This window comes from Flavobacterium gawalongense (assembly GCF_007097265.1).
Classification (GTDB): Bacteria; Bacteroidota; Bacteroidia; order Flavobacteriales; family Flavobacteriaceae; genus Flavobacterium; species Flavobacterium gawalongense.
The window spans coordinates 15,320-28,542 of the sequence record NZ_VJZP01000020.1; the positions used below are offsets into that span (position 1 = coordinate 15,320).

9 protein-coding genes and 4 tRNA genes are annotated in these 13,223 nt (G+C 35.9%); all 13 read right to left on the minus strand.

The features are described 5' to 3' along the window. The 13 genes from rpoC to FNW38_RS11240 all read right to left on the minus strand — a co-directional run bounded on the left by rpoC (position 1) and on the right by FNW38_RS11240 (position 13,215). Complete coding sequence (gene rpoC / locus FNW38_RS11180) at positions 1–4,308, minus strand: DNA-directed RNA polymerase subunit beta' (protein ID WP_143386193.1); 4,308 nt, start codon at positions 4,306–4,308, stop codon at positions 1–3. A gap of 287 nt (positions 4,309–4,595) precedes the next feature. Continuing rightward, the gene (gene rpoB, locus FNW38_RS11185; RefSeq protein WP_143386192.1) at positions 4,596–8,408 is read right to left on the minus strand and encodes a DNA-directed RNA polymerase subunit beta; all 3,813 of its coding nucleotides are present in this window, start codon (positions 8,406–8,408) and stop codon (positions 4,596–4,598) included. A gap of 123 nt (positions 8,409–8,531) precedes the next feature. Further along, on the minus strand, positions 8,532–8,900 hold the full coding sequence (gene rplL / locus FNW38_RS11190) for a 50S ribosomal protein L7/L12 (RefSeq protein ID WP_143386191.1): 369 nt from the start codon (positions 8,898–8,900) through the stop codon (positions 8,532–8,534). Positions 8,901–8,991: 91 nt separating this feature from the next. Further along, positions 8,992–9,504 carry a 50S ribosomal protein L10 gene (gene rplJ, locus FNW38_RS11195; RefSeq protein ID WP_073203487.1) on the minus strand — a complete coding sequence of 171 codons (513 nt, stop codon included), beginning with the start codon at positions 9,502–9,504 and terminating at the stop codon, positions 8,992–8,994. Between the two features lie 22 nt (positions 9,505–9,526). Continuing rightward, positions 9,527–10,216: a 50S ribosomal protein L1 gene (rplA, locus tag FNW38_RS11200; RefSeq protein ID WP_143386190.1), complete on the minus strand. Its 690-nt coding sequence runs from the start codon at positions 10,214–10,216 to the stop codon at positions 9,527–9,529. A 13-nt stretch (positions 10,217–10,229) separates the two neighbouring features. Beyond that, a complete protein-coding gene (gene rplK, locus FNW38_RS11205) occupies positions 10,230–10,667 on the minus strand; it encodes a 50S ribosomal protein L11 (RefSeq protein WP_066082293.1) in 438 nt (145 codons plus the stop codon). Positions 10,668–10,735: 68 nt separating this feature from the next. Further along, positions 10,736–11,287: a transcription termination/antitermination protein NusG gene (gene nusG / locus FNW38_RS11210; RefSeq protein ID WP_039109060.1), complete on the minus strand. Its 552-nt coding sequence runs from the start codon at positions 11,285–11,287 to the stop codon at positions 10,736–10,738. 10 nt (positions 11,288–11,297) lie between these two features. Continuing rightward, entirely contained in the window at positions 11,298–11,495 is a 198-nt protein-coding gene (secE, locus tag FNW38_RS11215) for a preprotein translocase subunit SecE (RefSeq protein WP_039109059.1), read from the minus strand. A gap of 18 nt (positions 11,496–11,513) precedes the next feature. Continuing rightward, positions 11,514–11,584, minus strand: a tRNA-Trp gene (locus tag FNW38_RS11220). A 58-nt stretch (positions 11,585–11,642) separates the two neighbouring features. Beyond that, positions 11,643–12,830, minus strand: a complete 1,188-nt coding sequence (tuf, locus tag FNW38_RS11225) for an elongation factor Tu (RefSeq protein ID WP_143386189.1) — start codon at positions 12,828–12,830, stop codon at positions 11,643–11,645. Positions 12,831–12,889: 59 nt separating this feature from the next. Beyond that, a tRNA-Thr gene (locus tag FNW38_RS11230) sits at positions 12,890–12,961 on the minus strand. Between the two features lie 67 nt (positions 12,962–13,028). Beyond that, positions 13,029–13,109, minus strand: a tRNA-Tyr gene (locus FNW38_RS11235). Between the two features lie 32 nt (positions 13,110–13,141). After that, a tRNA-Thr gene (locus tag FNW38_RS11240) sits at positions 13,142–13,215 on the minus strand. Positions 13,216–13,223 lie beyond the last annotated feature (8 nt).

The following is a 13,223-nucleotide window of genomic DNA, read 5'->3' on the forward strand; positions in this document are numbered from 1 at the left end:
TTAATAAATATATTCCTCTTTGTTAGCCATCATATCATTGTAATCTTCTTTTGAACCTACAATCGTATTGTCATATTCTCTCATACCTGTTCCGGCAGGGATTCTATGTCCTACAATTACATTTTCTTTCAATCCTTCTAAGTAATCGATTTTACCTGCAACAGCAGCTTCGTTCAATACTTTAGTCGTTTCTTGGAAAGATGCGGCAGATATAAACGATTTTGTTTGAAGTGATGCTCTTGTAATACCTTGTAAAACTGGTGTTGCAGTTGCAGTAACAACATCACGAGCTACAACAAGATTTTTATCTGTACGTTTCAAAAGAGAGTTTTCATCACGCAACTCACGAGGCGTAATAATTTGTCCTTCTTTTAAAGCACTAGAATCTCCAGCATCTTCAACTACTTTCATACCATATAAGTTATCATTTTGAACGATAAAGTCTTTAGTGTGAATTAATTGATCTTCTAAGAATAAAGTATCACCTGGATCTTGCACTCTTACTTTACGCATCATTTGACGTATTACTACTTCAAAATGTTTGTCGTTGATTTTTACCCCTTGTAAACGGTATACTTCTTGAATTTCATTAACCAAATACTGTTGAACAGCTGCTGGTCCTTGGATTCTTAAAATATCGTCCGGAGTAATTGCACCATCAGATAAAGGCACCCCTGCTCTTACGAAGTCATTTTCTTGAACTAGAATTTGGCTTGATAATTTAACCAAGTATTTTCTAACATCCCCAAATTTAGATTCGATAACAATCTCACGGTTTCCTCTTTTGATTTTTCCAAAAGAAACAACACCATCGATTTCAGAAACAACAGCTGGGTTTGAAGGATTACGAGCTTCTAACAACTCTGTAATTCTAGGTAAACCTCCTGTAATATCTCCTGATTTAGAAGAACGACGTGGAATTTTTACCAATACTTTACCTGCTTTAATTTTCTCACCGTTTTCAACCATCAAGTGGGCTCCAACTGGTAAGTTATAAGAACGAATTAATTCATTGTCTTTACCGTAAACCAATAAAGTTGGAATTAATTTTTTAGCTCTAGATTCAGAAATTACTTTTTCTTGGAAACCAGTTTGCTCATCAATTTCAACCATGAATGATTGACCTTGCTCTAAATCTTCGTAAGCAATTTTACCAGTAAACTCAGAAACGATAACTCCATTATATGGATCCCATTTACAAATCACGTCTCCTTTAACAACAGACTGACCGTCTTTAACGAAGATACTAGAACCGTAAGGAATATTATTTGTACTTAATAAGATACCAGTTCTTTCATCGATTAATTTCAATTCAGATGAACGAGATACTACAATATCAACTGCATTACCTTCACTATCTTCCCCTTTAACCGTTTTTAAATCTTCTATTTCTAGTTTACCATTAAATTTGGTAACAATACTAGACTCTTCAGATATACCACCCGCAACCCCACCAACGTGGAATGTACGTAATGTTAACTGTGTACCAGGTTCTCCAATAGATTGTGCTGCAATAACACCAACTGCTTCACCTCTTTGTGTCATTTTACCAGTAGCTAAATTTCTACCGTAACATTTTGCACAAATACCTTTCAACGCTTCACAAGTCAATGGAGAACGAACTTCAACTTTCTCGATAGGAGAAGCATCAATTGCTTTCATTATAACTTCAGTGATTTGCTGTCCAGATCTAACTAAAACTTCACTGGTTAAAGGATTAATTAAGTCTTGTAATACAACACGTCCTAAAATTCTTTCTCCAAGAGATTCAACTATTTCCTCATTCTTTTTCAATGCTGAAACTTCAACACCTCTTAATGTACCACAATCTTCGATATTAACAATAACATCTTGAGATACATCATGCAATCTTCTTGTTAAATATCCTGCATCGGCCGTTTTCAAAGCTGTATCCGCAAGACCTTTACGCGCACCGTGAGTAGAGATAAAGTACTCAAGGATAGAAAGACCTTCTTTAAAGTTAGAAAGAATCGGGTTTTCAATAATTTCACCACCACCAGCAGTAGATTTTTTTGGCTTGGCCATCAAACCACGCATACCGGTTAACTGACGAATTTGTTCTTTGGAACCCCTCGCTCCAGAATCAAGCATCATATACACTGAGTTGAAACCTTGTTGGTCTTCTCTAATGTTTTTCATTGCTAACTCTGTAAGTTGAGCATTCGCTGAAGTCCATACATCAATAACTTGGTTGTAACGTTCGTTATTAGTGATAAGACCCATGTTATAATTAGCAGAAATACCTTGAACTTGTTCTCTGGCGTCTGCAATTAATTTTGGTTTTTGATCTGGAATTCTAATATCTCCAAGAGAGAATGACAAACCACCTTTGAAGGCAAATTTGTAACCCATGTCTTTCATGTTATCCAAGAAAGCCGCAGTTGTAGGTACATCAGTAGAACTTAAAACGTGCCCAATAATGTCTCTAAGGTTTTTCTTAGTCAATACATCATTGATATATCCAGCTGCTTCCGGTACTACTTCATTAAATAATACACGACCAGCAGTTGTTTTGATGATTTGGTAAACCAACTCACCTGCTTCATTAAAATCTTTTGCTCTAATTTTCACAGAAGCATTCAATTCTAATCTACCTTCATTCAAAGCAATATTTACTTCTTCAGCAGAATAAAAAGTGATTCCTTCTCCTAAAATTTTAAGCTCAGGAGTAGACAAACGTTCTTTGGTCATATAATATAGACCCAAAACCATATCTTGAGAAGGTACCGTAATTGGAGCTCCATTTGCAGGGTTCAGAATATTGTGAGAACCCAACATTAATAGTTGTGCTTCCAAAATAGCTTCTGGTCCTAATGGTAAGTGAACTGCCATTTGATCCCCATCAAAATCCGCATTAAATGCAGTACAAACTAAAGGGTGCAATTGGATTGCTTTTCCTTCAATTAATTTTGGTTGGAATGCTTGGATACCTAATCTGTGCAAAGTAGGAGCACGATTCAGTAATATTGGGTGACCTTTGATTACATTTTCAAGGATATCCCAAACTACAGGCTCTTTCTTATCTATTATTTTCTTAGCTGATTTAACCGTTTTTACAATTCCTCTTTCTATCAATTTACGGATAACGAAAGGTTTGTACAATTCTGCTGCCATATCTTTTGGGATACCACATTCAGATAATTTCAATTCAGGTCCAACAACAATTACCGAACGAGCAGAATAATCCACACGTTTTCCAAGTAAATTTTGACGGAAACGCCCTTGTTTACCTTTAAGGGAATCAGATAATGATTTTAATGGTCTATTTGATTCTGTTTTTACTGCAGAAGCTTTACGCGTATTATCGAAAAGTGAATCTACAGATTCCTGCAACATACGTTTTTCGTTTCTTAAGATAACTTCTGGAGCTTTAATCTCCATTAATCTTTTCAAACGGTTGTTACGTATAATTACACGACGGTATAAATCATTTAAATCTGAAGTTGCAAAACGACCTCCATCAAGAGGCACAAGTGGACGTAATTCTGGTGGAATAACTGGTACCACTTTCATAATCATCCATTCTGGACGATTCTCACGGTTTAAGTTAGACTCACGGAAAGATTCAACAACTTGTAATCTTTTTAACGCTTCCGTTTTACGTTGTTTAGACGTTTCGTTGTTAGCGTTATGTCTTAATTGGTAAGACAATGCATCAAGATCTATTCTTGCTAATAAATCCATAATACACTCTGCTCCCATTTTGGCAACAAATTTATTAGGATCAAAATCATCAAGATACTGATTGTCAGCAGGAAGTGTATCTAAAATATTTAAATATTCTTCTTCTGTCAAAAAGTCTAGTCTTTGCAAAGATTCACCTTCTGCATTTTTAGCAATACCTGCTTGGATTACTACGTATCTTTCGTAGTAAATAATCATATCTAATTTCTTAGATGGAAGACCAAGGATATAACCAATTTTGTTTGGAAGAGAACGGAAATACCAGATATGAGCAATTGGCACAACAAGATTGATATGACCTACTCTGTCTCTACGTACTTTTTTCTCCGTAACTTCAACACCACAACGGTCACAGATGATTCCTTTGTAACGTATTCTTTTATATTTACCACAAGCACATTCAAAATCTTTTACCGGTCCGAAAATACGTTCACAGAAAAGTCCATCACGCTCTGGCTTGTGCGTTCTATAGTTGATAGTTTCCGGCTTCAATACTTCACCTCTTGATTCTTTCAAGATAGATTCAGGAGAAGCAAGTCCTATTGAGATTTTATTAAACCTTTTTATTGGGTTTTTATCTTTATTATTTCTATTATTCATCATAGTTTTTACTATTGATTTATTTGCAATTAAAAATTGATTTTAGATTTATGATTACTTTTAACTATTAAGCGAATCGCTCAAAAAAAGATTTAAATCATTAAACTACTACCTCGAATTACTTCTCTAAACTTCAAATAAAAATTTTGAAGTGCTATTTATAAAACCTATTGGGTCTAAATAAAAAATCGGAACGGGTTACGGGTATAAATCCTGAAAACTAATTTAAAAAAGTGATCAGTGTTCAGTGTTCAGTTTGAAACTGACAACTGATCACTGATCACTGAGTACTATTCTTCTAAACGAATGTCTAGTCCAAGACCTTTCAATTCATGCATCAATACATTGAATGATTCCGGTAAACCTGGTTCTGGCATAGATTCTCCTTTTACGATTGCTTCGTAAGTTTTTGCTCTACCGATAACATCATCAGACTTCACAGTCAAGATTTCTCTAAGTGTACTTGATGCTCCATAAGCCTCAAGTGCCCAAACCTCCATCTCTCCAAAACGTTGACCTCCAAATTGAGCTTTACCTCCAAGTGGTTGTTGCGTAATCAACGAGTATGGACCTATAGAACGTGCGTGCATTTTATCGTCAACCATGTGTCCAAGTTTCAACATGTAGATAACTCCTACTGTTGCTGCTTGATGGAAACGTTCTCCTGTACCACCATCATATAAATGTGTATGTCCAAAACGTGGTATTCCAGCTTCATCAGTCAATTCATTGATTTGATCAAGAGTTGCTCCGTCAAAAATTGGTGTAGCAAATTTTCTACCCAAGTTTTGTCCTGCCCAACCAAGAACAGTTTCATAAATTTGACCAATGTTCATACGTGAAGGTACACCAAGTGGGTTCAACACGATATCAACTGGAGTTCCATCTTCAAGGAAAGGCATATCTTCATGACGAACGATACGAGCAACAATACCTTTGTTACCGTGACGTCCCGCCATTTTATCCCCAACTTTCAGTTTACGTTTTTTGGCAATATATACTTTCGCTAATTTCAAGATTCCTGCTGGCAATTCATCTCCAACAGTAATAGTGAATTTCTCTCTACGTAATGCCCCTTGTAAATCGTTCAATTTAATTTTATAGTTATGAATTAAATCATTAACCATTTTATTAGTTGCATCATCAGCAACCCATTGACCTTTACTTAAGTGAGCAAAATCTTCAACTGCATAAAGCATTTTTTGAGTGTATTTTTTACCTTTTGGTAAAACTTCTTCACCCAAATCATTCATTACACCTTGAGATGTTTTTCCGTTAACGATTAAGAAAAGTTTCTCTACTAATTTGTCTTTTAATTCAACGAATTTAGTTTCGAATTCCATTTCTAAAGCGCCTAAAGCATCTTTGTCCTGCGTACGTTTGCGTTTATCTTTTACTGCTCTTGCGAACAATTTTTTGTCTAAAACAACACCATGCAAAGAAGGAGAAGCTTTCAATGAAGCATCTTTTACATCACCTGCTTTATCCCCGAAGATTGCACGAAGCAATTTCTCTTCCGGAGTAGGATCCGATTCCCCCTTTGGAGTAATTTTTCCGATAAGAATGTCACCAGGTTTAACCTCGGCTCCAATTCTGATCATTCCGTTTTCATCTAAATCTTTAGTAGCTTCTTCAGAAACGTTTGGTATATCGTTTGTTAATTCTTCGTTACCTAATTTAGTATCTCTCACTTCTAATGAATAATCATCAACGTGAATAGAGGTGAAAATATCGTCACGAACTACTTTTTCAGAAATTACAATCGCATCCTCGAAGTTGTATCCTTTCCATGGCATAAAGGCCACTTTTAGGTTACGACCTAAAGCTAATTCACCATTTTGAGTCGCATATCCTTCCGATAATACCTGACCAAGAACCACTCTGTCTCCTTTTCTTACGATAGGTTTCAAGTTGATACTTGTTCCTTGATTCGTTTTTCTAAATTTGATTAGATTGTATGTTTTTTCATCTGGCTCAAAACTTACCATTCTTTCTTCCTCAGAACGATCGTATTTGATAGTGATGATATTGGCATCTACATATTCAATAACTCCATCTCCTTCAGCATTAATCAACACTCTTGAATCAGAAGCCACTTGACGCTCTAAACCAGTTCCAACAATTGGAGCTTCAGGACGAATTAACGGTACGGCCTGACGCATCATGTTAGATCCCATCAGGGCTCTATTCGCATCATCATGTTCTAAGAAAGGAATCAAAGAAGCTGAAATAGACGCAATTTGATTTGGAGCAACATCAGTATAATCAACTCGCGTTGGTTCAATTACTGGGAAATCACCTTCTTGACGCGCAATTACGTCTTCGGCAGTAATTTTTCCGGTAGCATCCATTTGGATATTTGCCTGAGCAATCATCATTCCTTCTTCTTCTTCTGCGCTTAAGTAAACCGGAGTAGACTCTAAATCTACGGTTCCGTTAGTTACTTTACGGTAAGGTGTTTCGATGAAACCCATTCCATTTACTTTAGCATAAACACCAAGAGAAGATATCAAACCAATGTTTGGTCCCTCAGGAGTTTCAATTGGACATAAACGTCCGTAATGCGTATAGTGAACGTCACGTACCTCAAAACCTGCTCTTTCTCTCGAAAGTCCACCCGGTCCTAGTGCAGATAATCTTCTTTTGTGTGTAATCTCGGCAAGTGGATTCGTTTGATCCATAAACTGAGACAACTGGTTTGTTCCAAAGAAAGAGTTGATAACAGATGATAATGTTTTAGCATTAATCAAATCTATTGGTGTAAACACCTCGTTATCTCTAACGTTCATACGCTCTCTAATAGTTCTAGCCATACGAGCTAAACCAACACCGAATTGTTGAGACAATTGTTCTCCAACTGTTCTAACACGACGGTTTGATAAGTGATCAATATCATCAATCTCCGCTTTAGAGTTGATCAATTCAATCAAATATTTTACAATGGTAATGATATCTTCTTTGGTAAGCACTTGCTTTTCCATTGGAATATCTAAACCAAGTTTTTTGTTCATTCTATAACGACCTACTTCACCTAAGTTGTAACGTTGGTCAGAGAAGAATAATTTATCTATAATACCACGAGCAGTTTCTTCATCAGGCGGTTCTGCGTTACGCAATTGTCTGTAAATATGCTCAACAGCTTCTTTTTCAGAGTTTGTTGGATCTTTTTGTAACGTATTGTGAATGATGGCATAATCACCTTGATTAGCATCTTCTTTATGCAACAAAATAGATTTAACGTTAGAATCGATGATTTCCTCCACATTATCTTTGTCGATAATTGTATCTCTATCAAGGATTATTTCGTTACGTTCGATAGAAACTACTTCACCAGTATCTTCATCTACGAAATCTTCATGCCATGTATTCAATACACGGGCAGCTAATTTTCTACCGACATATTTTTTAAGACCTGTTTTAGAAACCTTAATTTCTTCAGCAAGATCAAAAATTTCTAGAATATCTTTATCTCTTTCAAAACCAATTGCTCTAAAAAGAGTGGTAACTGGTAATTTTTTCTTTCTATCGATATAAGCATACATTACGCTATTAATATCTGTAGAAAATTCTATCCAAGAACCTTTAAAAGGAATTACTCTGGCAGAATACAATTTTGTACCATTTGCATGGAATGATTGACCAAAGAAAACACCCGGCGATCTGTGTAATTGAGATACAACTACACGCTCAGCACCATTAATAACAAAGGTACCGCTTGGTGTCATATAAGGAATTGTACCAAGATATACATCCTGAACAATTGTTTCAAAATCTTCGTGTTCTGGATCTGTACAATATAGTTTTAACCTTGCTTTTAAGGGCACACTATAAGTAAGACCTCTTTCTATACATTCTTGAATTGTGTAACGTGGTGGATCTACAAAATAATCAAGGAATTCCAATACGAAGTTATTTCTTGTATCAGTAATTGGGAAATTTTCCATGAAGGTATTGTAAAGCCCTTCGTCGCCTCTTTCGTCAGATTTAGTTTCTAATTGAAAAAAATCTTTAAACGATTTAACCTGAACATCTAGAAAATCCGGATAATCAGGAATATTTTTTGTTGAGGCAAAATTCAATCTTTCAGTCTGATTTGTTATCATCAATGGACAAAATTTTGATTAAAAAAAAAGTAAAATAAACGTATAAATTTATTATACGAAAAATGGTTTAGGTCTTTGGATGTGTATCCAAGACCTAAACCTAGTTCTCAAAACCGAGTTTAACTATTTAAGCTCAACTACAGCTCCAGCTTCTTCTAAAGATTTTTTAAGCCCTTCAGCTTCTTCTTTAGAAACACCTTCTTTAACGTTGCTTGGTGCGCTATCTACTACATCTTTAGCTTCTTTCAAACCTAAACCTGTAAGTTCTTTTACTAATTTTACAACAGCTAATTTAGAAGCACCAGCTTCTTTTAATACAACTGTAAATTCAGTTTGAACATCTTCAACAGCAGCGTCTCCACCACCTGAAACTACTACTGCAGCAGCAGCTGGTTCGATACCGTACTCGTCTTTTAATATTGTTGCTAATTCGTTAACTTCTTTTACTGTTAGGTTAACTAATTGTTCTGCGAATTGTTTCAAATCTGCCATTTTTTCTATCGTTTTAAAATGATTTGTAAAAATATAATTTATTTATTGTGCGCGTTTTTTTTAATAAAATTAGAGTAAGACCCTATTTTCATTATGCTTCCACTTCTTCTGTAGCCTCTTCGCTTTTTGCGAATTGGTTTTGAAGAGCAGAAATAACTCTTTGTGCTGGTGACTGCAATAATCCAATAAGTTCGCCAATAAGCTCTTCTTTAGATTTAATAGTTGCTAATGCATCTAATTGATCGTCTCCAATATAAATTTCAGCGTTAATATAAGCTCCTTTTAATACAGGTTTAGCTGATTTTTTTCTGAAATCTTTTATTATCTTACCAGGAGCGTTTGCTATGTCAGAAATGAATATAGCGCTATTACCAGTCAAAACTGAAGGTAAATCTCCATAATCATTAGCTGAAGCTTCCATTGCTTTTGCAAGCAAAGTGTTTTTAACTACTTCTAATTTTATACCTGCTTTAAAGCAAGCTCTTCTCAAGTTTGAAGTTGTTTCTGCATTCAGTCCAGAAATATCAGATACATAAACAATGTTTGTACCAGCTAACTGTGCAGTTAAAACTTCAATCGCGATTGATTTTTCTTCTCTAGTCATACTAAAAATTTTTAACTACCAATTATACTGCTTTAGGGTCCAAAGCAATTGCAGGACTCATAGTGCTAGTTAGGTAAATACTTTTGATGTATGTTCCTTTAGCAGCAGTTGGTTTAAGTTTGATTAATGTTTGAATAATTTCGTGTGCATTGTCAACAATTTGCTCAGTTCCAAATGAAATTTTACCAATTCCTGCATGCACAATACCAGTTTTATCAACTTTAAAGTCAATTTTACCAGCTTTAACCTCTTGAACAGCTTTTGCAACATCCATAGTTACAGTACCTGTTTTAGGGTTTGGCATTAAACCTCTAGGTCCTAAAATACGACCTAATGGACCTAATTTACCCATAACAGAAGGCATTGTGATAATTACATCAACATCTGTCCAACCGTCTTTAATTTTTTGTAAATAATCGTCAAGACCTACATAGTCTGCACCAGCTGCTAAAGCTTCCGCTTCTTTATCTGGAGTAACCAATGCTAATACTTTAACGTCTTTACCAGTTCCATGAGGTAATGTCACCACACCTCTAACCATTTGATTCGCTTTTCTTGGATCTACGCCCAAACGAACTGCGATATCAACAGACTCATCAAATTTTGCAGAAGCAACTACTTTTATCAATGCCGCAGCATCTTTAAGAGAATATAGTTTGTTCTTTTCAATTTTTGAAGCAGCCTCTTTTTGCTTTTTTGTCAATTTTGCCATGTCTTTCTCTTAATTAAAAAGGAGCGTCTCCTGATACAGTTATACCCATAGATCTAGCTGTTCCAGCAACCATACTCATTGCAGACTCCATAGTGAATGCATTTAAGTCTGGCATCTTGTCTTCAGCAATAGCTCTAATTTGTTCCCAAGTAACACTAGCTACTTTTTTACGATTAGGCTCACCAGAACCAGATTTTAGCTTTGCAGCTTCCATTAACTGAACGGCTGCAGGAGGAGTTTTTACAACAAAATCAAAAGATTTGTCTTTATACACAGTAATTTGTACTGGGCATATTTTGCCGGGCTTATCTTGAGTTCTAGCATTAAATTGCTTACAGAATTCCATGATGTTTACCCCAGCAGCTCCTAAAGCAGGTCCAACCGGTGGCGACGGGTTCGCAGCACCTCCCTTAACTTGTAGTTTAACTACTTTACTAATTTCTTTAGCCATTTTTTAAAAAATTTAACACTACAATCATTGGAAGCGATTGTAATGGATATTATAGATGTAACAAAAAATTATACTTTTTCAACTTGCATAAAACTTAACTCCAATGGTGTTTTTCTTCCGAAAATTTTCACCATAACTTCTAGTTTACGCTTTTCTTCATTTATTTTTTCAACTGTTCCATTGAAACCATTGAAAGGCCCATCAACAACTTTAATAGTCTCACCAATATTGAAAGGTATAGAACGAGTATCTGTATTTACAGCCAACTCATCTACTTTACCTAACATTCTGTTAACTTCAGAAAGTCTTAATGGCACAGGCTCACCGCCTTTGATTTCACCTAAAAAACCAATAACACTTGTTATAGACTTAATAATATGAGGTATTTCACCTATTAGATTTGCTTCAATCATAACATAACCAGGAAAATAAACTTTATCCTTGATTATTTTTTTTCCTTCTTTTACAGTAACTACTTTCTCAGTAGGAACCAGAACTTGCGAAACATAATCACCCATTCCTAATCTTGCGATTTCGGTTTCGATGTATGCTTTCACTTTATTTTCTTGTCCGCTTACCGCTCTAACTACATACCACTTTTTAATATTATTATCTGCCATAACAAAAAAATTATGCTTTTATCCAGTTAAAAAATCCAGCCAAAGCTTTTGCGAAAATTTCATCTACTCCCCAAGTTGCCAAAGCGAATAATACTGAAAAAACAGCAACAACAATCGTTAGACGTTGCACCTCAGCCCAAGCCGGCCAAGTTACATTTGACTTTAATTCTTCAAATGCTTCTGATATGTAATTAACAACTTTTGTCATTATGATTTAGTTTATTTGCACGGGCGGAGGGATTCGAACCCCCATCAACGGTTTTGGAGACCGCTATTCTACCCTTGAACTACGCCCGTTTATTAAAAACCAGTAACAACCCAAGGCGTTACTGGTTTTAAAAATTATTTTATAGGATTAAGCTACAATCTCAGTTACCTGACCTGCACCTACTGTTCTACCACCTTCACGGATAGCGAAACGTAAACCAACATTTAATGCAATTGCACTAAGCAATACAACATCAATAGTTAAGTTATCCCCAGGCATAACCATCTCTACACCTGCTGGCAAAGTAATGATACCTGTTACATCCGTTGTACGTACGTAAAACTGTGGACGGTAGTTATTATGAAATGGTGTGTGACGACCACCTTCTTCTTTTTTCAAGATATAAACCTCAGCTTTAAAAGTAGCGTGTGGTTTAACTGAACCTGGCTTACAAATAACCATTCCTCTTTTGATGTCTTCTTTTTGAATACCTCTTAAAAGAATACCTACATTATCTCCAGCTTCTCCTCTATCAAGGATTTTACGGAACATCTCAACTCCTGTAATAGTAGAAGTTAATTTTTCAGCTCCCATACCAATGATTTCAACTGCATCTCCAGTATTAGCAACACCTGTTTCGATACGACCTGTAGCAACAGTTCCACGACCAGTGATTGAGAATACATCTTCAACAGGCATCAAGAAAGGTTTCGCAACGTCTCTTACCGGCTCTTCGATCCAAGCATCAACAGCTGCCATTAATTCAAGAATTTTTGGTACCCAAACTGGATCATTATTCAATCCACCTAAAGCTGAACCCTGAACAACAGGACCATTATCTCCATCATATTCGTAGAAAGATAACAAGTCTCTGATTTCCATCTCAACTAATTCAAGTAATTCCTCATCATCAACCATATCCACTTTATTCATGAATACAACCATTCTAGGAATACCTACCTGACGTCCTAAAAGAATATGCTCACGTGTTTGTGGCATTGGTCCATCAGTAGCAGCTACAACAAGAATAGCACCATCCATTTGAGCAGCACCTGTAACCATGTTTTTTACGTAATCCGCGTGACCTGGACAGTCAACGTGAGCGTAATGACGATTAGCAGTTTCATACTCAACGTGAGATGTATTAATTGTAATACCTCTTTCCTTTTCTTCAGGAGCATTATCAATTTGATCAAATGATTTTGCTTGACAGTAACCAGCATCAGATAATACTTTCGTTATTGCTGCAGTTAAAGTAGTTTTTCCGTGATCTACGTGTCCAATTGTACCTATATTTAAGTGCGGTTTGGAACGATTAAAATTTTCTTTTGCCATTTTACTTAATTTTTAATCTTAGTTATTATAATTTATTAGTGTTCAAATATTACATTTTGAGCCAATGTCGGGAATTGAACCCGAGACCTCTTCCTTACCAAGGAAGCACTCTACCCCTGAGCTACACCGGCAGAGAAATCTTTATTTCCAGTTCAACATTTCAAATTTTTAAAATCCGAATTTTTAAACTTCATTTTGTGGGGAGAGCAGGATTCGAACCTGCGAAGTTTACACAGCAGATTTACAGTCTGCCCTCGTTGGCCGCTTGAGTATCTCCCCTAACCATTAATTATCAATATTTCAAAAAAAAGAGCCGGTGGAGGGACTCGAACCCACGACCTGCTGATTACAAATCAGCTGCTCTAGCCAACTGAGCTACACTGGCATTATCAA